Origin of the sequence: Nitrosomonas sp. Nm84 (genome assembly GCF_003201565.1) — a bacterium.
Taxonomy (GTDB): Bacteria; Pseudomonadota; Gammaproteobacteria; order Burkholderiales; family Nitrosomonadaceae; genus Nitrosomonas.
The window spans coordinates 1-22,441 of the sequence record NZ_QJJP01000037.1 but is presented as its reverse complement, the minus strand read 5'-3'; the positions used below and the strand labels follow the sequence as shown (position 1 = coordinate 22,441).

The 22,441-nt window shown below is 48.7% G+C and carries 21 protein-coding genes and 1 CRISPR repeat array; of the genes, 8 read left to right on the top strand and 13 right to left on the bottom strand.

Features of this window, described 5'->3' with window-relative positions:
* Positions 1-111: 111 nt before the first annotated feature.
* Positions 112-2,514: direct repeats of the CRISPR family, unit length 37 nt; unit sequence GTTTCAATCCTCGCCCGGCTTTAGGGCCGGGCGCTAC.
* Between the two features lie 180 nt (positions 2,515-2,694).
* The 13 genes from cas2 to C8R34_RS14655 form a co-directional block, all read right to left on the bottom strand.
* The gene (cas2, locus tag C8R34_RS14715; RefSeq protein ID WP_110341889.1) at positions 2,695-2,985 is read right to left on the bottom strand and encodes a CRISPR-associated endonuclease Cas2; all 291 of its coding nucleotides are present in this window, start codon (positions 2,983-2,985) and stop codon (positions 2,695-2,697) included.
* Positions 2,986-2,987: 2 nt separating this feature from the next.
* Complete coding sequence (gene cas1c / locus C8R34_RS14710) at positions 2,988-4,022, bottom strand: type I-C CRISPR-associated endonuclease Cas1c (protein WP_110341887.1); 1,035 nt, start codon at positions 4,020-4,022, stop codon at positions 2,988-2,990.
* Between the two features lie 26 nt (positions 4,023-4,048).
* On the bottom strand, positions 4,049-4,213 hold the full coding sequence (locus C8R34_RS16545; protein ID WP_165872584.1) for a hypothetical protein: 165 nt from the start codon (positions 4,211-4,213) through the stop codon (positions 4,049-4,051).
* Between the two features lie 228 nt (positions 4,214-4,441).
* Positions 4,442-4,789 (bottom strand): nucleotidyltransferase domain-containing protein, encoded by a 348-nt coding sequence (locus C8R34_RS14705; protein WP_110341885.1) that lies wholly within the window; start codon positions 4,787-4,789, stop codon positions 4,442-4,444.
* A gap of 88 nt (positions 4,790-4,877) precedes the next feature.
* Positions 4,878-5,477 carry a CRISPR-associated protein Cas4 gene (gene cas4, locus C8R34_RS14700; protein ID WP_258364520.1) on the bottom strand — a complete coding sequence of 200 codons (600 nt, stop codon included), beginning with the start codon at positions 5,475-5,477 and terminating at the stop codon, positions 4,878-4,880.
* A 100-nt stretch (positions 5,478-5,577) separates the two neighbouring features.
* Positions 5,578-5,784 (bottom strand): 2-oxoisovalerate dehydrogenase, encoded by a 207-nt coding sequence (locus C8R34_RS14695; RefSeq protein WP_181415507.1) that lies wholly within the window; start codon positions 5,782-5,784, stop codon positions 5,578-5,580.
* 58 nt (positions 5,785-5,842) lie between these two features.
* Positions 5,843-6,193 carry a DUF5615 family PIN-like protein gene (locus C8R34_RS14690; RefSeq protein WP_110341879.1) on the bottom strand — a complete coding sequence of 117 codons (351 nt, stop codon included), beginning with the start codon at positions 6,191-6,193 and terminating at the stop codon, positions 5,843-5,845.
* Positions 6,190-6,444 (bottom strand): DUF433 domain-containing protein, encoded by a 255-nt coding sequence (locus tag C8R34_RS14685; protein WP_110341877.1) that lies wholly within the window; start codon positions 6,442-6,444, stop codon positions 6,190-6,192. Before C8R34_RS14685 ends, C8R34_RS14690 begins: the two co-directional genes overlap by 4 nt.
* 167 nt (positions 6,445-6,611) lie before the next feature.
* Positions 6,612-7,463 (bottom strand): type I-C CRISPR-associated protein Cas7/Csd2, encoded by an 852-nt coding sequence (gene cas7c, locus C8R34_RS14680; protein WP_110341875.1) that lies wholly within the window; start codon positions 7,461-7,463, stop codon positions 6,612-6,614.
* Between the two features lie 10 nt (positions 7,464-7,473).
* Positions 7,474-9,405, bottom strand: a complete 1,932-nt coding sequence (gene cas8c, locus C8R34_RS14675; RefSeq protein WP_110341873.1) for a type I-C CRISPR-associated protein Cas8c/Csd1 — start codon at positions 9,403-9,405, stop codon at positions 7,474-7,476.
* Positions 9,402-10,133, bottom strand: coding sequence for a type I-C CRISPR-associated protein Cas5c (gene cas5c / locus C8R34_RS14670; protein ID WP_110341871.1), 732 nt, complete (start codon positions 10,131-10,133; stop codon positions 9,402-9,404). Before cas5c ends, cas8c begins: the two co-directional genes overlap by 4 nt.
* Entirely contained in the window at positions 10,126-12,591 is a 2,466-nt protein-coding gene (gene cas3, locus C8R34_RS14665; protein ID WP_110341869.1) for a CRISPR-associated helicase Cas3', read from the bottom strand. The genes cas5c and cas3 overlap by 8 nt, the downstream gene beginning before the upstream one ends.
* A 273-nt stretch (positions 12,592-12,864) precedes the next feature.
* Positions 12,865-13,836: an SGNH/GDSL hydrolase family protein gene (locus C8R34_RS14655; RefSeq protein ID WP_110341865.1), complete on the bottom strand. Its 972-nt coding sequence runs from the start codon at positions 13,834-13,836 to the stop codon at positions 12,865-12,867.
* Positions 13,837-13,982: 146 nt separating this feature from the next.
* On the opposite strand from C8R34_RS14655, the gene C8R34_RS14650 reads away from it, so the two are divergent.
* The 8 genes from C8R34_RS14650 (at position 13,983) to C8R34_RS14615 (ending at position 22,199) form a co-directional block, all read left to right on the top strand.
* Positions 13,983-14,351 (top strand): hypothetical protein, encoded by a 369-nt coding sequence (locus C8R34_RS14650; RefSeq protein WP_110341863.1) that lies wholly within the window; start codon positions 13,983-13,985, stop codon positions 14,349-14,351.
* A gap of 22 nt (positions 14,352-14,373) precedes the next feature.
* Positions 14,374-15,702 carry a tRNA (N6-isopentenyl adenosine(37)-C2)-methylthiotransferase MiaB gene (miaB, locus tag C8R34_RS14645; protein ID WP_110341861.1) on the top strand — a complete coding sequence of 443 codons (1,329 nt, stop codon included), beginning with the start codon at positions 14,374-14,376 and terminating at the stop codon, positions 15,700-15,702.
* A gap of 72 nt (positions 15,703-15,774) precedes the next feature.
* Entirely contained in the window at positions 15,775-16,773 is a 999-nt protein-coding gene (locus C8R34_RS14640; RefSeq protein ID WP_110341859.1) for a PhoH family protein, read from the top strand.
* 12 nt (positions 16,774-16,785) lie between these two features.
* Positions 16,786-17,247, top strand: a complete 462-nt coding sequence (ybeY, locus tag C8R34_RS14635; protein ID WP_110341857.1) for an rRNA maturation RNase YbeY — start codon at positions 16,786-16,788, stop codon at positions 17,245-17,247.
* Between the two features lie 76 nt (positions 17,248-17,323).
* Positions 17,324-18,172 (top strand): HlyC/CorC family transporter, encoded by an 849-nt coding sequence (locus tag C8R34_RS14630; RefSeq protein WP_110341854.1) that lies wholly within the window; start codon positions 17,324-17,326, stop codon positions 18,170-18,172.
* Positions 18,173-18,216: 44 nt separating this feature from the next.
* Positions 18,217-19,995, top strand: a complete 1,779-nt coding sequence (gene recJ / locus C8R34_RS14625; RefSeq protein ID WP_110341891.1) for a single-stranded-DNA-specific exonuclease RecJ — start codon at positions 18,217-18,219, stop codon at positions 19,993-19,995.
* Complete coding sequence (locus C8R34_RS14620; RefSeq protein WP_110341852.1) at positions 19,985-21,247, top strand: MgtC/SapB family protein; 1,263 nt, start codon at positions 19,985-19,987, stop codon at positions 21,245-21,247. Before recJ ends, C8R34_RS14620 begins: the two co-directional genes overlap by 11 nt.
* Before the next feature lies 1 nt (position 21,248).
* Entirely contained in the window at positions 21,249-22,199 is a 951-nt protein-coding gene (locus C8R34_RS14615; protein WP_110341850.1) for a succinylglutamate desuccinylase/aspartoacylase family protein, read from the top strand.
* The last annotated feature ends 242 nt before the right edge of the window (positions 22,200-22,441 follow it).

Here is a 22,441-nt window from a genome sequence, read left to right as displayed (position 1 = left end):
GGTTATCTGTCACCAGCACAATTTACACAGCGATACTATGCAAATCTAGCCGCTGCTTAAAACACATGGACTCCATTTTTGACAGCACACATCATCGTGTCTGTTGTAGCCGTTTCAATCCTCGCCCGGCTTTAGGGCCGGGCGCTACATGCAAGTAGGCCACCTCAGCCGCGACGATGCCAGTTTCAATCCTCGCCCGGCTTTAGGGCCGGGCGCTACCGTGATCAGTTTGACAAAAAGGAGAATGAATAATGGTTTCAATCCTCGCCCGGCTTTAGGGCCGGGCGCTACAAAATGACAGTTAACAATTGGACTAAGCTCACTGGTTTCAATCCTCGCCCGGCTTTAGGGCCGGGCGCTACGATTCAAGAGGCATTTAGTCTACCTACTCTTGATGTTTCAATCCTCGCCCGGCTTTAGGGCCGGGCGCTACTTGCCAATGAAATTGATGAGCTAATAACAAGAGAGTTTCAATCCTCGCCCGGCTTTAGGGCCGGGCGCTACGGAGAAACTAACATGAAAACACTAACACGATACGAGTTTCAATCCTCGCCCGGCTTTAGGGCCGGGCGCTACTGACATCGTGCAGCACCTGCGAGCATTGCGCGTCGTTTCAATCCTCGCCCGGCTTTAGGGCCGGGCGCTACCCAATCGCCGTTATCCACGGGCACATCAGTCAACTCGTTTCAATCCTCGCCCGGCTTTAGGGCCGGGCGCTACTTATTTAATTTAACGGAATACAAGGAAAACATATGTTTCAATCCTCGCCCGGCTTTAGGGCCGGGCGCTACCCCGGCCATCGTGTTCGAGATCGACAGCACGCCGGTTTCAATCCTCGCCCGGCTTTAGGGCCGGGCGCTACTCAAAGCTCTATTGGGATAAAAGCAAATGAGCGGGTTTCAATCCTCGCCCGGCTTTAGGGCCGGGCGCTACGACATACCGATGCTCGGCTTGTTGCGATACCAGTTGTTTCAATCCTCGCCCGGCTTTAGGGCCGGGCGCTACGGTTGTTTTAGCAGCATGGAAGCCTTGAAATCTGAGTTTCAATCCTCGTCCGGCTTTAGGGCCGGGCGCTACATCCATTTGGCTGACCGGTATTGTTGCCAATTGTGTTTCAATCCTCGCCCGGCTTTAGGGCCGGGCGCTACCGGCCGGAGACCCGGTTATCCCTGCGGCATTACTGTTTCAATCCTCGCCCGGCTTTAGGGCCGGGCGCTACCGGGTGATACGATCCACTGCGTGCCCACCGCCAGGTTTCAATCCTCGCCCGGCTTTAGGGCCGGGCGCTACAAAAAGTATCTGTTTGCTGGTCGAGTTGTTGTGGGTTTCAATCCTCGCCCGGCTTTAGGGCCGGGCGCTACTGGACATCTGCTGACTCACGATGAGATCACGTCAGGTTTCAATCCTCGCCCGGCTTTAGGGCCGGGCGCTACCACATACACTTCCACCAGATCCCAATCATGATCTGTGTTTCAATCCTCGCCCGGCTTTAGGGCCGGGCGCTACCCCAATCCTCAGTGCAACCCGTTTCTCGCGCTATGTTTCAATCCTCGCCCGGCTTTAGGGCCGGGCGCTACAATGCCAGTGCCAATTGCGGTTTAAACTTCTCCATGTTTCAATCCTCGCCCGGCTTTAGGGCCGGGCGCTACTCGCATGAGTAAGGTATTGAAACGGGTATTACATGTTTCAATCCTCGCCCGGCTTTAGGGCCGGGCGCTACCTAATTTACAATCTATTCCTTTATGCTTTAGTCTTTTGTTTCAATCCTCGCCCGGCTTTAGGGCCGGGCGCTACTTCATCCAACCAATTATCAAACTCACCCTCGGTTTTGTTTCAATCCTCGCCCGGCTTTAGGGCCGGGCGCTACATCAATCAGTGGTGCATCCCAATTGCCTGCGGGGTAGTTTCAATCCTCGCCCGGCTTTAGGGCCGGGCGCTACGTGCAAGTCTGGTGTTGTGGAAGACGACCATTTCAGTTTCAATCCTCGCCCGGCTTTAGGGCCGGGCGCTACATTACCAACTGCTCATACTTGCCATGTGCTGCCAGTTTCAATCCTCGCCCGGCTTTAGGGCCGGGCGCTACGCATCCCATAGTGATGGAGAGGGAACGTCTTGTAAGTTTCAATCCTCGCCCGGCTTTAGGGCCGGGCGCTACGGGAGATTGAAAGTCGATATCACTCTGTCGAAAAGTTTCAATCCTCGCCCGGCTTTAGGGCCGGGCGCTACCGTATCGACCACCGGCAAAACGTTCTGGGCGAGCGTTTCAATCCTCGCCCGGCTTTAGGGCCGGGCGCTACTGCTCCAAAAGCTACTAAACAAGCAGTACCAGAGGTTTCAATCCTCGCCCGGCTTTAGGGCCGGGCGCTACATATATTTAACTATTCTACTCTTGGTAATGTGGATATTGGTTTCAATCCTCGCCCGGCTTTAGGGCCGGGCGCTACAGGTTTCTTACCGTGATTGTTGATGTAATGCTTGTTTCAATCCTCGCCCGGCTTTAGGGCCGGGCGCTACAGTACAACTACAACTCCATCATACAACAAGGAATATTGCTGTGAATGCGCGAACTGCCTATTTCTACGGTTAGTCAGCAGCATATCAAACAACATTCTCTTAATAGTATTCATAATATTCATCAAGTTATATGCATCGCGAACAGACTGGGTTTTTGTCATTGCTTGTGGTTCGCGCATTTTAAACAACCAATGGTCCATCAAAATCAACCGCTTTAAATTTTCCATATTCCTTGACATGCAATTCAACTGGTTCCGTTAAACGATACAAACGGAGGTTATCTTCTTTCTCATCGATTTCGGCTAGCAACCTGCGTTCCAGCTCTTCGTATTGCATTAGCGTGACCTTACATTCAAATACCGATTTCTGCACACGCTGCCCGATTCCTTCGCATATTTTGGCTACGCGCCGCAATCTTTTGCGCCCCTCTCTGGTTTCAGTAGAAACATCATACGTTACGATGATCAGCATGATTATTTCACCAAAAAAGGGATGTAGCCATCCATTTCGCCACGGATGGCGCGCGCCATGAAGCGCGCCTGAAGTTGCGGTAGAAGGCCGATCGGCATTTTTGTTTCAAGTAACGGGTGTGTTATTTCCTCTTGTTTACGCTCCTGATATGCCGTCACGACAACCTTTCTTGCATCCCCTTCCAAATACACCGCACCACCCTCATGTTCCGTGAGATCACGCACCGTGATCTGACCGCGATTGATCAAAGTTAGCGCAAGCCGATCCGCCAGAATGGCACGAAATTCCTCCATCAGATCCAGCGCCAACGCCGCCCGACCAGGACGCACAGCGTGTAAAAAACCCAACTGTGGATCCAGCCCCACACTTTCAAGCGCTGAGCGGCAATCGTTCATTACCATAGAGTAAAGAAATGACAACAACGCATTGAAACGATCACGCGGCGGACGACGCGAGCGGCCATCCATGGTGAAATGTTCTCGTACATTCAGACGCACCAGATACGGCAGCGCAGAAAAATATACTTTTGCGGCATCACCTTCGATACCGCGCACCACATCTAAATCTCCGGCAACGGGTAGATTGCGGATGGAATTAGCCAATGACACTGCTGCATCACTCAACACTTTCTGATCTTGCGCGTCATTTGTTTCGCGTGCGCCGCGCATCAATACTTGCCTGGCATTGCGCAGCTTTCCGGCAATAACCGCCTGCGCCGTCGCCAAAGCAAATTGTTCATCAGCAGCCACGCGATGCTGCGCCTGCCGCAACAGAATATTACCGCTGATCGCACCTTCCAGACGTGCCTTGAAACGTCCACTACCATTGAGCAGCACCAGACTGATGCCATCATCGGCACAGCGATGCATCAGGGCGGGAGAAATCATGACATTGCCAAAACAAACCACTGAACCGAGATGGTGCAACGGCACTTGCAGCTTCTTTTGACGTTCCACGTCAATGCGTAGCGTATCGTTCTCCAAATGCGCGTAAGCATTGGGTGTCATGATGTACAAGGTATTCAGCAATTGGTACATGGTTCAGTTACTTAATCGAATCATTGTTATTCAAGTGCTCTTCCCTGAGAAGTTATCACCTGCTCGACATGTGTCAGTAGTGCACGCACGCTTTGGATTTCCATAACACAATCAATAGGCTCATCCAGATCGACAATACCTTCTTCATAACGCGCTTGCACCGCAAAATGGTGTATTGAACCAATGGTCAATATGCTTCCACTTCCACACCCTGACTCTCCAGCAAAGCAGGCAACCGCGCCAATTCATGTGTCATTGGATAGGTACCCGTACAAACACACAGCCAAGCTTTTAACACTTTTTCCACCGCCTGCTAAACATGAAAACCGAAAATTTCATCCGCAAACAATGGATTTTCCAACATACCAACGAGCGCACTAAAATCCTTATGCGCCATCCGCAGCATTGCATGCGCTTGTTCAAGGTCGGCCATGCAATATTTTTCCTTCGCGAAATGCTCTGCCAACAACATGATTCATGGAATTCTTCCAATACTCGAATTCATCCCGGCTGTACAGCAGGATATCCTTGGAGATTGCCAATCCTCTTAACACCATATACAAGCGCGCTGCTTCCTTCCTGCGGCTGCGTTGCGGCGAAAACGGTTCAGTTTCAACAATGAGCAAATCAACATCGGAGTCAGCCCGTGCATCACCCCGCGCACGCGAACCAAAGAGAATAATCGCTCCCGGGGAAACCTCACGAACGATAGTCTCCACCATTTGATGCAGCAGAGCTTCTTCATTAGCGGAATGGATTTGGGTCATTTCGTTCCTTTCGTATTTTTGCACTTGCTAGTCGTTCAATCGCTCAACATCAATGGATATTGTATCGTTTTTCAAATACATAACTTCTCTATTGATCCAACTCAAATAATTCCTTTCGCGCTTTGCGCTGCCCGGCTTTATCGGCCATCACTTGCGGCTGGCAAATATCCTGCAACGAACACTCCTTGCAACGCGCATCGTTGACTGGCGGCGGCAATTGACCGCTGGCAAGCAAAACTCGTATCGCTGCTACGGTTTCTTCCACCTGACGACGCAATGTATCGGTAATCGCGACCTCGCGGCGGCGACGAGAAGTGTGATGATAAATCGCCCCATGCGTCACCGGTTTGCCGGTCATTTCTTCCAGGCAGATTGCCTGGGCTGCGAGTTGGATGTCGTCATGCGCTTTGGCACGTTTTTTACCATGCTTGTATTCCACCGGATAAATACGCCCATCCGGATAAAACTCGACAATGTCGCATTTTCCGATCAAACCCAGCCGTTCCGACCAAACCGGCAAAGCATGTTCGCTCCGCACACCCTCAAATGATTCAAAACCGGGCTCATCAACACGCTGATGCACCGCATTGCCACGCATGGTATGCACATTCTCGTCAAAGGCCTGCTCGACATGAATCAATGCACACTGGCGCGGACAATAACTCCAGTGCTGGAGGGCGGACAACATGATCGGCTCTTCAGGCTCACTGACTCGCATTAATATTTACACAATAATCGGAGTATCAATTCATCTCTCGATAATGCGCTGTACATATTCCGTCGCAGTTTCATACCATCATTACTTCTTCTCGAACAAAATGCCAACGAATGATTTCGGGTGCCTTGCCTTCGTAGAAATGGCAATGCACGACATCGCGCACTTGTTGATGCAAGTCATCCAGATCATCCGCTTCGGTAAAAATCGACTCGCCCAGTGCCCGAGCGGTGTAGCCACCTTCCGGCGCTTCTTTGACGAAAAATAAGATTTCATTCATAGTATTCATCCCTTTTAACCTATTCCTTTCCCGTAATTCCTTGCCATTTACCACGAGCTTATAACTTCCGCAAGCGTATCCCTTCACGACTGATTACGGCGAAATATCCTGGTTGAATTTCGTTTAAGGCACACAAAGTTATTGCCAATAATTCTTCCGCTATGATGGGATGCAGGCGGAAATACAAAATAGCTGTAGGCGGTTCCACTCCATGAGAAAAAACCAAATCGCCAAAATCCACATCAAAAGTAAGCAGACTGCGCCCCGTTTCGCGAGCAAAGGAAAGTACAGCACGATCATTAATCCCCGGAGAAACTTTCGCAATTGAAAGGACATCGTAACCCGCGTCGATGAGACTCCGGATAACCGGCAGAGGAAAATTCTCATCAGCCAGCAACCTCAAAGTCATCGAGTGGCAGCCCCGGATTCTACCGCCGCCCGCATAATAAAGGTCTCATCTTTCATGCAATCACGAACGAATGCGAATACCGCCTGTAAGTCTTCTGGAGTCAGATGCGGATAATTTTCCAGAATTTGTGCTTCATCCCAGCCGGAAGCCAATAGATCAAGAATAAACTCGACTCCAATGCGGGTTCCCTTAATACGCGGTTTGCCGAACAATGTGTCCGGGTCGGAAACAATGCGTTCTTGCCAGTTCATATCAGCACCTCCCGATAAAATGCAGAAAAATATTTCAACCAACCTGCCGCAGCAATTGTACGCCGGACGGCATATTGGCTTCGTTTACTGTGACGGCGTAATCGTCAAAGCTACGAGGAACAGTTCATCATGTTTGAGTTCTGATTGAATACACATAACATTAACCATCAGAAACCCTCAATGATTTCAGGTTTAAGGCCTTCTAATTCATCAAGCTCAAAACCTCCGTCAGGCTGAATCGATTCTCGAAGAGTTTGATGTACCTTGGCAGAGGAATATTGTCCAGACTTGCAATTGTGCTTCCACCAAATTACTTTCAGAATTTCCATGCTTCCTGCTGGCCTTGCGGATGACTCGTCATTCTCAAATAACTTTGGAAGCAATTGTTTCAAAGTTTCCGCATCGGCATCGCTGAATCCCGTTCGTTCAGCCAATTGTGGATTCATACTGCCATAGAAAACATAAATCCCACTGTCAACTCGATGTTTCATACCCATTGTGTCAGAACCACGCTTGCTGCCATCTCCCTCACCACTAACACTTTTGGTAATCTGTGTACTGCTGACATCAACCGGTTCCACACTGAACGCGGACTGAATTGTGACAGGACCGCGAATGCCAATAGATACGCCGCTGTCACCTTCGCTGTCGGTTTCTTTTTTGCCTTTTTTGTCAGATTTGAACGCAAAAAGCTGACCAAATGCACGAACGTCAAACCATTGTTCACAAGCCAATTTTACTGTTTCACTTGAGCCAAGCTTTTTTCCAAGAGCAGCATCTGCTCTCGCTTTGAGGCTCTTAAAATCGTCTACTTTTTGATCATCGGACTGTACAAAAATACTTTTACCACTCTCCAGCAATCGATTTCTAAGCTTACGTTTAATGCAAACATCAGTAATTTCTCCATGCCCGTCATAGTCCGCACGCGGACGATTTCCGTTAAGCGGATCACCGTTAGGATTAGCGTGTGTAACGCGCAGGACAACGGCAAAGTCGATTTTGTTTTGCAATGTGCTCATGATGTTTTCCTCAATTTGTTTCGGTAGTGGCTATTTCCACATTATCGGTTTGCTCAGTTTCATGCTTGGTTCGGAGTGTTTGTCGCTGACAGTGATAACCCAGCAGAAACTCCCCGGATAACTTTTTATCTTCCATGAAATCATTTGTCTCAAACAAATTGATAATCTCGTCAAACTGACTTTCCATTGTGGCAAGAAATGCTGGACGCTTAGTTCGTAAGCGGGTTTTGTATGGACTTAATGAAAGTTCAATAGTTTTCCATGTTGAAAACGGGTGATCGGCAAAACGCTGCATCAACTTTGCAGCGCTGGTATCACGCTTCTCGCCGCTAACATACAGCGCGCGATCTTCGATGTTTTCTGCGATCGCTAAAAGACGACCATACAAGTAATCGCGACTGGTTCGATTCAATTCTAATGCCATTTGATAACCCCTTTCTTTTTGATAACCACTAAATAGCGCACAGGCAATGCCAAGATATTTTTCCCACTCCCAATATTCGAGTCCAACTCGGTTGCTTACCCTATGAACTGTTGATTCCACAAGATCAAGAGGAATATTTTGACCATCAATGATACAAGGCAGCAAACGCTCTACTGTTGCTTTGCGTAATTTTTCATCCAATCGGCGGCCAAACGCAGCTTCAGCAATATCCTTGGGAGCTGGTGCGCCAACAAACTTTATATCCTTGCTATAGTTCTGATGCCAAGCATATTCTTTATGCCATGCTTCAATTCGGTTCAGAAACTCAGAGCCATCAAGCTCCCGGTAATAGGTAATCGCCATACGACCTGGTGTAGCTGAATCCAGCCCCATTACCACAATTTCTTTAGCAGAACCGATTTCAACCCGATACCCGGCAAGTTTCTTCGCTAGACGCTGACTAAAAGCTTGTCCCACATCACTTGGACCCACATGATCCTGCTTGGCTTCCTGCTCTTCCGATACAATTCCAAATAGATCAAAAGAATTCGCAAATGGGTCTGGTATTTTTTTTCCAGATACAGCCCACGCAACAATTGCTTGATCGCCATTTCGGTAGGCCTGTCGCGCAATCAACCAACGCAATGCGTTGTGCGCTTTCTGCGTGACCTCGAAGCCCACACCACAAGCTTGGTTGGCATCAATAAATCTCCCGCGAAATGTAAAACCACTGGTGTCATTGGATGAAATAAATTTTGCTTTATCCGCGCCATGCCTGAGCTTGGCAGGATGTTGCTCTGCCAAGCTCAAAATTTCACCTGTGACCAAGCAAAGGCCTTGGCTATCTTTTTGGCTGCTGTAAAAAGCAATCCAAGCATCCATCAAGCCCCGATCTTTCCAAGTTTCTGATAAAGGTTCACCAGGAATTTCCACCCGCCAGCGAATAACTGCACCATCGGGGGAATTGCCATTAGGCATTACGCCAAAAACAGAAGGCGCTTCTTTTTTATCACCGCCCCACTCCGTCAACAACTGATTCTTCTCATCGGTAAGTAAAATTCTTTCTCGCACAAGGTCACTAACCAAATGCCCCTTCTGCACATAAGCTTGAATCGCAATTATTTTTGGATGTGTGAAAGAGGAATTTGCCCAATCGGATAAGAGGGACAGATAACTCTTATGAGGCTCAGTTGGTTCGTTTGCGAATCCTGATGTCACTACACCACCAAACTTGAGGAAATCACCCGCAAGGTATTGCAGCTTGTCGCATAATGGGTGATTGGTAGGTTTGCTTCCAGCTCGTCCAGCAGATGCTTCGGTGCATGGCACAAGCGTCACGCCTTGTCCTTTGGAGATTACATTGGCACGCAGGAAATTTCCCTTCCCATCAATGGTTACCTCAATGTGAGCTTGTTGGGAGGTATGACATATTGGTTCCAGCGAAGATTCGGCATTGGACAAATCAGCCTGACCAGCACACTGCTCATACGTGTCATAAAGTTTCTGAATCCAACTCATGTGAGATTCTCCAATGACAATGGCTCTTCTTTTTCAACATCGAGAAGATTCTGCCCACGCTCAAATTTCTTGACAGCCATTTCTCTGACGAACTTACGATCTTTACAATCTTCTGGGCGAACAAATCGAATTACGCCATTCATCATAGTGGGTTGCCAAAAACGAGCATGGAGATTGTTATTACCAGTTTCGTCGGGGTAATCAAATCCATGAAACATGAGCCCATACGTGAGTTCCTCATCAGTATCATAAGCTCCTTCACCAGAACCGAACTTGCAAGGTTCAACATAGCCTTGACAATCACGAGTGCCAAGAAAAATGTCTTGCCGTCCACCACGCTCTAGCATTCGCTTAGCGACGATGTGATGCTTGGACTCATTGCGATCTTCTACGAGTTCAGGTCGGTGCGTATTCCATTCAAAGTGTGCTTTCACCTGATACTCAACATCCGACAAAAAGGTGTAGATCGCCAAGGTATTGCCGCCGCCATATTCCAGTGGTTTAGTGCCTTTAGTCTGAGTGCGAATGCGCTTTATCACTCGAACTTCGTCAATTACCCAAACAAGAGTAGGCTTCCAGTAAATCGACTTAACAATTCCCTTAAGCGCCTCATAAGTTGGAATATGGTAGGAACACTTTTCGCCGCCTATCTTAGTCAGTGGATCAGTAAAGAGCGCGAACCGCCCCCATACCTTGAATTCAATGCTATTTCTTCTAAAATCAGACACAATGAACCTCCATTTTTCCTTCGGGCATTAAACTCAACCCAAAATCCTCGTTGTAGTAGCGAGCATCTGCAAGATAGAGAATGTCCACACCCTTCTGTATTTCATGCAATATGTTTTCTTTTTGAAGCTTTTCCAACTGATGAGGGAATACGTTGACGGTAAACTGCTGCGCACGACGCAAAAGCCTAAATTGTTTTTCAACCTCGAATGCGCCGCAAAGCTCACCAATCAATTTTCTGCCTTCACTCCCGTAAGGCACGATGATACCCCGTGTCGGCGCATCGATCACCTTGAATGCTTTGGCAGCAGTCATGAAGGATTGGCGCAGATAAATGTTTGGCGCTGAACCGTGCTCACGGCCATAATCCACAACGGCTTGCTGATTGATGGAAAGCATGTTTAACAGACTGTCATCGCGCCCGGCTACCTCCCTTGAAACCGGGTAACCCATTTCATCCTTGCGCGCAAAGAAGTAATACTCGAAATACCGTTTCATGGCTTGCGGCGCGATCATGCCGCCATCGAAATTCTCGGCACCAGATTTCAGATCATCCAACAAGCGCTCCGTTACTTCTTTACCTATCCGAATATCCATGAGCATATCCAAATTTTCGTCAGCGGGGTTGACGACATGAACACGCCCCACTTCCCGACGCTTATTTCGATTACATCGCCCCGCCGCTTGAGCGATAGAATCCAATCCCGCCGTGTAGCGGATAACTGCGCCAAAATCCACATCCACGCCAGCTTCAATCAATTGTGTACTCACACAAAGCACGGGGAATCCATCCTCCAGCAACCTCCGAATCTCAGCCAAAATCTTTTTACGGTGCGCTGGACACATATTAGTGCTGAGATGAAACACGCGCATCCCTTGCGTTTGTCTGAGTAACGAGAACAATGCTTGCGCAGATTTCTTGGTATTCACGATTGCTAGGCAGCTACCACTCTCACTCACTTCACGCAATGCCAATTCTGCAACTTCCTCATTCTTCCAGCCCCCCGGTTTGCGTTGATTAAGTACCTTGACTCGTTCCAAGTCGTCAAACAACTTTTTCACGTCGGGCATAATCTCATTGCTTCTGGAAAATTTCAGTACACCCTTCGACGGATCCACGCCATTTAACAACGGCTGGGTGGCTGTGCATAAAACCACGGTGCTACCACAATGCTCCACAAGAAAATTGATAGCATTGCAAAACATGTGGACGGTATTAACTGGCAAAGTCTGGATTTCATCAAAAACCAATACGGAGTTTGCCAATTGGTGCATCCTCCTTGCACCACGAGTACCTCCCCCAAAAAGTGTTTCAAGCAATTGCACCATAGTTGTATAAATCACCGGTGCATCCCAATTTTCTGCTAGTATTTTTTCGCGCGAGCCCTGCTGTTCTGGTGTGAGATTGGAATGGTGTTCCAATACAATACTGCCTCGTAGCTCGTCCTCTGGCTCAAGAACCTTACGCACCACATCTGCATTCTGGTCGATGATGGAAGTGTAGGGAATAATGTAAATTATTCGCTCCATTTTGTGCTGGCACGTATGGTGGAGCGCAAAGCGAAGACTGGCAAGTGTCTTCCCGCCGCCTGTTGGAACTGATAATGTAAAAATTCCCTTATCTCTTTGCGCTGCATCCCGGCAATGATCAGCAATATTGCGCCTGATTTTATCTATAGGCTCGGCATCACCAAATTCAGTTAACCTTTTCTCCAATCTCTCGATCAATATTGCCCATTCGATATAATCTCCATGCTGTCGCTTCTTTGCTGCTTGCGGCTTCTCCGCGTCTGCTGTATCGATTCGATCTGCGTCAATCAAGCAGCTGAAAAGAAAACGAACCAGTAAGCCAATTTTGAATTGCGTCAGGATGTTCTGCCTTGGGTCTAGACCTTTAGTCAAATCGGCTTGCATGACTTGACGCATAATCTCCTTAATTCCACTAAGCAATTCAGGAGCAGCTAATAAGACCTGAAGTCGCACTTTGATGGCATCGTCAATTTTTTCTTTTACCTCACGAAGGTGAGTCTTTGCATCAGATTTAAGCATTCGCTTTGAAAAACCATTTCCAACAGGCGCATTAATTCCTCCAGACAAACAGTCGATCAACCCCGAGTGATGTGAAGCAATGCAGAGTGCAAGGATTTGTCCAACAATTTTTCCCAAGTCTCCTTGCTTAGATAATTCTTCCCAAATTAACTGCGCGCCTGCTGATGAATGATCAATCTTTCCTTTTAAACCATGTGCATCAACATAATCGTCTTCATCCTCATTAATCAGGCCGATAGCCGATTGAATATAAGCTTGGAATTCAGCGCTATATTTCCCCAAATCGTGCAACAACCCAATTAATTCCCCCTGTTCATCCAAACTTATCTTGGCAGCAAACCCTCTGGCTTTATCAGCCACGCCCATTAAATGCTGTTCCAGTGTATGATTTTTATGCGCTATATATACCATTGCACCTCCATCATGCCCCAATTCCACGCATTATTACTCTTTTTCAACCCCATAATCAAAGATGACATTATTGAGCACGATCAATTAGTTGCAAGAGGCAACATTGTCGGCCAGCGCATCGCTTTCCAGATAATTCTGGATTGCACCCGACATATATCAGTTGTCAGCCTCTCGCACGAACACGACAAATTCAATGATGTTCAGTCAGCGATCAGAGCATCTCGCTTTGGTATCACTGGAACTGAGATTTGAGCAAAAGGCAATCCTGCGAGATCAGGTATGTCGACGAATCTGCATGCTGATTACCAGCAGGCCAGCAATCAGTAGTGCATAGGTAGCCGGCTCGGGAATCGCTTGTATCATTTGCTGCGCCAGCAGCGCGTGACCGGCGGAAGTGGGGTGAATGCCATCCCAAAATAGATAAGTAGAAGGATCGCAAGCGAGTACGGCACCGCAGGCGTCGGTCACATTGGTCAAACCATAGTCCGCAGGATTCATCGCTGCTGCGGTCACCAAACTGAAATCATCAAAAATGGTGACGCCGTTTTCGTTTGCCAAGCGGTCCGCTAGTGCATTGTTCATCGCTACTGCGACTTGCGTTCCTAAAACAGAGGCTTGCAATCCCTGGCTGACTATTGCCGGGGTCAGTCCAAGATTGGGCACGTTCCACACTACGATGCGTTCGGCGCCTGCAATCTGTAACTGATCGACAAGTGTATTGATGGATTGCGCATAAGCGACTGCTGCGGTATCAATGACAGCGGTTGCATCAGCGCCGGATGCAATCGCCGTCAGCGCATCGCGCGCATCGTTACCGCCACCTTGCACCACATACAGCGCATCATGCGGCGCGGCGCCACCAGTATTTTGCAAAAACAGCCCGCTTTGGGTGATCAGGCTAGGCGGTAGATCTAGACCATCGGTACTAACGCGCGCGCCACCGAATGCAAAATTGCCACCCCCGGCAAGCGCAGGTTGTACGAAGGGAGCCAATCCGATGGCATTGGCAAAGGCTGTTGCCCACACATCGCCATCGGTGAACTGGCCGGACGCATACGGTTTGCTGGGGATGTAGCTATTGTCGGTAATTATCTGACCTGGATCGGTGCCAATAGCCAAAGCAATATTTCCGGAGTCGGAAAGACTGTCGCCGAAGATATACAGACCGGAATAATTACGCGCGGATGCACTCGCCGTCAATCCAATTAAAATCGCTGCAACAACAAATTTGCCAAAATAATTCATAAAAAACCTCCGAAGTGAATGCTGTTTGTAAATAAATTGATACTGAATCGCGCTTTATCGTATCATAAGCCCCCTGGAAACTTATACGGCCTGTCAAAATCAAGTTTCTGATTCGTAAACTTTTCTTGTCGACGCTCGAAAAAATTATGAACAAAATATCGATGATATCGTTGCTACTGATCAGTGTATTCATTCTGTTGTCGCAACCAGCGTTGAGCCAGCAAGTCAGGAACTTTCCGGTCGACAGCAAACTGGGCGATCTAACGTCGGCTTCTTTTCCGGTGTTTAAAATCAACGGTCAACAGTTTCAAATGGGCCCCGGCGGGCAGATTCGTGGCACCGATAACATGATCATTCTACCCAGCACGGCAAACTATAAAGGACTGATTCGCTATCAACTGGATATCGCGGGGAACCTGCAACGCATATGGTTTCTGACCCCGGATGAAGTGAAGGCCGCGGAGCGGGAGGGGCAACGGATACCGTCACTGCTAAAACGTTTATTCTCTTTTTAACATAGCGCTAGATAACTAATTCGTGAGTAATAAGCTTTATATTAAAACCTTTGGCTGCCAGATGAACGAGTACGACTCGGAAAAAATGGCCGATGTTCTGCACGCCGCCTACGGCATGGAACCCACCGACGATCCGGCGCAAGCCGACATCATTTTGTTCAATACCTGTTCGGTGCGCGAAAAAGCGCAGGAAAAAGTATTCCATGACTTGGGACGTGTGCGTCACCTGAAAGAAAATAATCCTAATTTATTGATTGGCGTGGGCGGTTGCGTCGCCAGCCAGGAAGGCAAAACGATTGTCAGTCGCGCGCCGTATGTGGATGTGGTGTTTGGTCCGCAGACACTACACCGGTTGCCGCAGTTGATCGAAACACGCAAGGCGACCGGGCGTTCGCAGGTGGATATTTCGTTTCCTGAAATCGAAAAATTTGATCACTTACCGCTTGCCCGCACCGAAGGCGTCACGGCGTTTGTTTCGATCATGGAAGGTTGCAGTAAATATTGCAGCTTCTGCGTGGTGCCATATACGCGCGGCGAAGAAGTCTCGCGCCCGCTGGATGATGTGCTGACAGAGATTGCTATTCTGGCCGATCAAGGCATCAAGGAAATCACCTTGTTGGGGCAGAACGTCAACGCCTATCTGGGCGCAATGAACGACGGTGAAATTGCTGATTTTGCGCTGTTGCTGGAATATCTCCACGAAATACCGGGAATTGAGCGCATTCGTTATACCACTTCACACCCGAAAGAATTCACCCCACGGTTGATTCAAACTTACAGCCACTTACCCAAATTGGTTAACCACTTGCACCTGCCAGTGCAATCGGGTTCCGATCGGATATTGGCGGCGATGAAACGCGGTTACAGCGTATTGGAATACAAGTCCATCATCCGCAGAGTACGCGCGATTCGCCCTGACATTTCAGTGACATCTGATTTCATCATCGGTTTTCCCGGAGAAACCGAGGCTGATTTTGAGGCAACTCTCAAACTGGTTGAAGACATGAACTTTGACGATTCCTACAGTTTTATTTACAGTGCACGCCCCGGCACCCCTGCCGCCGATCTGCCCGATGACACGCCGCAGGAAGTCAAACTGGAGAGATTGCATCGACTGCAGGCACAGATTAATCGACAATGCGGGGAAATCAGTCAGAAAATGATTGGTTCGACACAGCGCGTGCTACTGGAAGGCGTGTCCAAAAAGAATGCCGATGAATTTTATGGCCGCACGGATAATAATCGGGTCGTCAATTTATCCAGCAGTCCCGAGCTGGTCGGCCATTTTGTCAATGTACATATTACTGAAGCGCGGTCTCACACCTTGCGTGGTGAAATACTGCCTGAATAAAATGCAGCGTTTTACTTGCAAAGTATCCCAACCACTGAGAGAATCATAGCATCGTAACCGTATTTCCCAACATTGAAACCTAAACCCGTCGAAATTTCCTTTACACCCGCCGACAATCAGCGCTTGGCAAATTTGTGCGGCGCCCTGGATGAAAACCTTAAGCAAGTTGAAACAGCGCTGGATGTAGTTATTTCAAGACACGGCGAACATTTCAGTTTATCGGGAAAATCCAGTCAGACAAAACTAGCCGCGCAGGTTTTACGTCATTACTATCACCAATCGCAACATCATTTGAGCCTGGAACAAGTCCAACTCGGCTTGATCGAAGTCATGAATCCGCAGAATGCGTCCGCCTCGATTGCTGAGGGTGATGAGGCCACAATCATCAAGCAGCCCGCATCGCCTGCGTTGTTGACGCGCCGCAGTAATCTCTATGGCCGCACCCCACGTCAGGCGCAGTATCTACAACAAATCCAGGAACACGATATCACGTTTGCCATCGGCCCCGCCGGCACCGGCAAAACATACCTTGCGGTAGCCAGTGCAGTGGATGCGCTGGAGCGGGACTTGGCTGCACGCCTGATTCTGGTTCGTCCGGCGGTTGAGGCGGGCGAGCGCCTGGGTTTTCTGCCCGGCGATATGACACAGAAAGTGGACCCTTATTTACGCCCTCTGTATGACGCGTTGTATGATTTAATGGGACTTGATAAAACCAGCAAACAATTTGAGCGCAATACCATTGAAATCGCACCCCTGGCTTTTATGCGCGGACGCACATTGAATCAATCATTCATCATTTTGGACGAAGCGCAAAACACGACGCCGGAACAGATGAAAATGTTCCTGACGCGCATTGGTCTGGGCTCGAAAGTAGTGATTACCGGCGACGTGACACAAATCGATTTGCCCAAACACCAGAAAAGCGGGTTGGTGGAAGCCCGGCAGGTGCTCAAGGACATACGCGGCATTGCTTTTACCCATTTCCAATCGGAAGACGTGGTAAGACATCCCTTAGTGCAGCGTATTGTCAATGCTTATGAAAAACACGACAAACAAAAGCAGGAATCCTGACGTCACTTTTGCATGGAGAAATCATTCAAGTTAGCAGTGCAATATGCGACAAACAACACAGCCATACCTACACGTCCGCAGTTTCGTCGTTGGGTTAAAGCAGCATTGATGCAGGATGCCGAAATTGTTTTACGACTGGTGGATGAAGTGGAAGGACGCGAACTCAACCAGCAATTCCGCCATAAAGATTATGCAACTAACGTGTTAACCTTTGTTTATAGCGATACCCAACCATTAACAGGCGATATTGTGCTATGCGCACCGGTTGTCGGCAAGGAAGCGCAGCAACAACATAAGAACCTGCTGGCGCATTATGCGCACCTCACTGTTCATGGCATTTTGCATCTGCAAGGGTATGATCATATCGAAGACGCTGAAGCGATAGCGATGGAACGACTGGAAACGCAAATACTTGCGCGGCTTGGTTATGCTGATCCTTATCAAGAACACAACAATGTAATTACTCCGCAATAGCCCCGCGCATGACTTGGACCAGTGGTTGACTGGAGGAATTTTAACCTATTTTTTGGACTCGTAAAATAACCTGAATATGGATGACCCATCACCTAAAAACGGCTGGTTGGAACGATTAAGCGCCTTGCTGATCCGCGAACCGGAAGATCGCGAACAACTCATAACCTTGCTACACTCTGCCTTTGAGCGCAATTTACTCGACTCGGATGCACTCAGCATGATCGAAGGTGTCATGCAAGTCTCGGAAATGCAGGCACGCGATATCATGGTGCCACGCTCACAAATGGATGTCGTCGACATCAACGAAAAACCCGAAAAATTCATTCCATTTGCCATAGAAGCCGCACATTCCCGGTTCCCGGTCATTGCAGGCTCTGAGGACGACATTATCGGAATTCTGTTGGCAAAGGATTTGCTGCGTTATTACGCCGATCCGGAAGAATTCAATATCCGCAGCATGTTGCGCCCAGCCGTGTTCATTCCGGAATCCAAACGATTGAATGTTTTATTGAAGGATTTCCGTAGCAACCGCAATCACATGGCCATCGTCGTCAACGAATACGGCGGCGTGGCAGGATTGGTAACGATCGAGGATGTATTGGAGCTGATTGTCGGCGAAATCGAGGACGAATACGATTTCGATGAAGACGAAGACAACATTGTCATGGAATCGGATGGCATCTATCGCGTTAAAGCCATCACCGAAATCAGCAGTTTCAATGAAGAACTCGATGCAAACTTTGCTAATGATGATTACGACACCATCGGCGGCCTGGTACTCAATAAATTCGGCCGCTTACCGCATCGCGGTGAATCGGTCACCATCGATCACTTCAAATTTACCGTACAGCGCGTCGATAGCCGCCGCTTGCATATGCTCAAAGTCGAAAAAATTACAGTAACACCCGAAACTATCGCAGAATAAAGCCTTTGCTCGCTGCACACAATCAATCGCTATCGACTCGGCACATGCCTAAAATCACCATCCGCTCATATGATGCGCACACTTTCCAAACACTCAGCAAGTGTGGGTTACCGCCTGTGCTCGCCCGTATTTATGCCGCCCGCGGTATCGAAAATGCCGATCAACTCGAAACAGAATTGGCGCATCTGATTCCATACCAGCAATTTAAAAATATTTCGCTGATGGCAGCATTGCTTGCCGATGCCATCGCGGCAAAGAAACGGTTGTTGATTGTGGCTGATTATGACTCCGATGGCGCAACCGCATGCGCGGTCGGCATACGCATTTTGCGTAAACTGGGCGCAACGGTTGATTATCTGGTACCTAACCGTTTTGAATTCGGCTATGGCTTGACCCCGGAAATTGTGCAACTGGCGCATGCCACCAAACAACCCGATTTATTGATTACCGTTGATAACGGTATTGCCAGCGTGGATGGCGTGGCCGAAGCCAACCGCTTGGGCATGCAAGTACTGGTTACTGACCATCATCTGCCCGGCGACACACTGCCCGCTGCCACCGCCATCATTAATCCCAATCAACCCGGTTGCCCTTTTCCCAGTAAAAATATTGCCGGTGTGGGCGTTATTTTTTATCTGATGCTGGCGCTGCGTGCTGAATTACGCCAACGTGGCGCCTTCACAACCACAATCCCGGAACCCAATCTCGCGAGTTTTCTCGACCTGGTGGCATTGGGAACAGTCGCTGATGTGGTCAAACTGGATAACAACAATCGTATCCTGGTACAACAAGGCTTGCTGCGCATCCGTAAAGGGCGCTGTTGCGCAGGTATCCATGCGCTACTGCAAGTAGCGCGGCGGGATTATCAGCAAATTTCCACCTATGAACTCGGTTTTATTTTGGGGCCACGATTGAATGCAGCCGGACGTCTCGACGATATGTCACTGGGCATTGAATGTCTGACTACCGATGATGAAGTGTATGCGACGCAATGTGCTCAACAACTCGATGAATTGAATCGGCAGCGGCGCGAAATCGAATCCACCATGCAGGAAAGTGCATTCCTCAAACTGGAAGATGCGCTTCAAAACCAACAATCAAAAATCCAGACTGCATATAGCATCTGCCTGTTTGATCCCGATTGGCATCAGGGCGTTATTGGCATCCTGGCCTCGCGTATCAAGGACAAATACCACCGTCCGGTTATCATCTTTGCATCCGGCAACGAACATGAAATGAAAGGTTCCGGACGATCCATCAACGGCTTTCACTTACGCGATGCCTTGGATCTGGTCGTCAAGCAACACCCTGAGCTGATACTCAAATTCGGCGGTCATGCAGCAGCAGCCGGATTAACCATTCAAGCCTGTCATTTTGAAAAATTCTGCGAGGCTTTTGAGCAAGTTGCACAAACCCTGCTGACGCCTACCGATCTGACGCGCGTCATTGAAACCGATGGTGATCTGGATCTGTCCGACATTAACATGGAGCTGGCAGAGTATCTCGACCGGCAAGTGTGGGGACAAGGCTTTCCTCAACCCACATTCAATGCCCGATTTTATGTTGAAAGCCAGCGTATCGTCGGCGAAAAGCATTTAAAGCTGAAACTAAGAAAGCTCGATTCCAATATGCAAGGCCAGGCAATGCAAAAATCCATTGTGTCATATGATGGTATTTTGTTTTTTCACAGTGATCCCTTACCCGATCTGATCGATGCAGTTTATCGATTACAAATCAATGAATATAATGGCAAATCGACGCTGCAATTCCTGCTCGAACACTGGTCTGATACTGATAATCCGGTAATCGATCATGGTCACTGAATTCACACTGAATGGAGAATTGGCTGCCCTGCCGCATTTCTTGACCAGTCTCGCCATTGGTCTACTCATTGGACTGGAACGAGAACGCAGTCCCGGCTCACGCGCTGGATTAAGAACATTTGCATTAGTTGGGCTATTCGGCACGCTGACCGCCATGCTATCTGAAGAGGCCAATACGCCATGGTTGCTATTGGGCGGCCTGCTCATCGTTGGTTTGATGACCATCGCCGCTTATTTCCACATCAAGGATGACAGTGGAGATCCGGGCACTACCACGGTCGCCGCTATTCTGATTTGCTACGGTTTGGGCGTTGCGGTCTGGTATGGCCATGACACGCTGGCCATCATGCTGGCGATTATTACGACGGTTTTGCTGTACTTCAAGACGGAATTGCACGGCATCACTGAAAAATTAAGTCGACGGGATCTAATTTCCATCCTGCAGTTTGCCGTGCTGACTTTTATTATTCTGCCGGTATTGCCGGATAAAAATTTCGGGCCTTATGAAGCAATCAATCCGTATCAGATCTGGCTAATGGTAGTACTCATTTCGGGCATCAGTCTGGCGGGTTATGTAGCGCTACAGTTCATTGGTCCGCGCCACAGCGCTGTACTGGGTTTATTGGGCGGCTTGGTTTCCAGCACCGCCACAACACTGGTATATGCGCGCCGCAGCGTCGAGAACCAGCACTTTACACAACTTGCGGTGGTCGTCATCCTGATTGCCAATTTAACCGTGCTGATTCGTCTGGCTATCGTCAGTGCAGTCGCTTCTCCTTCCTTATTGCCGCATCTACTACCCATTTTAGGCAGTGGTTTTCTACTGGGATCAGGCGTCACTGCCTATTGGTGGTATCAGTTAAATCAACACAATCAATTGCCGGTACCAGAAACCAAAAACCCAACCGAGATCGGCACAGCAGCGACTTTTGGGATCATCTACGGCATCGTGCTGTTTTTTGCAGCTTGGTTATCGGATATTGCCGGCAGCAAGGGACTGTATATCGTGGCTTTGATCTCCGGTCTGACAGATGTCGATGCCATCACATTATCGAGCTTGCGTTTATACGAACTGGGCAAATTGGAAGCGACTGAAACAATAACGGCTATCTCGCTTGGGATTCTATCCAATATCGGCTTCAAACTGGGACTCACCTTCTTTTTTGGCAGCACTTTACTGGCAAAACAATGTATCTCTGGCATGTTTGCAACAGCCGGCGGCATTGGTCTGGCGCTCCTGCTGTTTATCTGACATGCATACAGAATTAGTGATTAATCAGCAATCGGTGCAACCCGGCTGTCAAGTTGTCATCAACTTGCCGCTACCGCGGTTAACCACCCAAGCGGAAGTCGCCATGCCCGTCCATGTCATACGCGGCACGAAACCGGGGCCGAGATTGTTTGTCTGCGCGGCCATCCACGGCGATGAACTCAATGGCATTGAAATTATCCGGCGATTATTAAAGCAATCCATCCTGAACCAGCTATGCGGTGATCTAATCGCCGTACCGATGGTCAATGTGTACGGCATCATCCACAACACGCGCTATCTACCTGATCGGCGCGATTTGAATCGTTCCTTCCCCGGATCAAAACATGGCGCATTAGCCGAACGGCTGGCTGAGTTATTCATGTCCGAAGTCGTGGCAAAATGCACCCACGGCATCGATCTGCACACCGGCGCGGTCCACCGCAGCAACTTGCCGCAAATACGCGCCGATCTGGATCATCCTGAAACTCTGGCATTGGCAAAATCCTTCCATGCACCTGTATTGCTCAATGCCGGCCTGCGCGATGGCTCGCTGCGGCAAGCGGCTACGCAAACAGGCATTCCACTATTGCTCTATGAAGGCGGCGAAGCGCTAAGATTTGATGAAACCGCCATTCTCGCCGGGCTTCGGGGAATTCTCGATGTCATGCAACACCTCAATATGCTACCCGCCCAAAAAATCCGCGAATCACTTTCCACAGAACCATTCATCGCACATAGCAGCCGTTGGATCCGTGCATCCGGCAGTGGCATTTTCAGTGCCACAAGACTTCTAGGGGAACCCGTGCAGCGCGATGATGTTCTCGGCACCATCAGCGATGCATTTTCAAACCAGGAAATTTCTGTGCTGGCATCTTGCAGTGGTCTGATCATTGGCCGGTCTGAATTACCGTTGGTACATGAGGGAGATGCGATTTTTCATGTTGCGCAATGAAAATAACAAAGTCACAAAAGAGCGATTGCCATTTTGTGACTTGTTGTCGATTAAATTCTGTTTAAGAAATTTTGCGGCGGCATGTCACATAGAATATCTGTAAAGAACTTTGTGCTTTCTTAATTCAAAAGACTCCTGCACAACCTTCCCTGTCAGTGCAATAACCGACTAAAATAAAGGTAATAGACTAGACGGTTGGGGCAAAAGATGCAGATGAGTTTTGGAACACTGGAACTGGCACA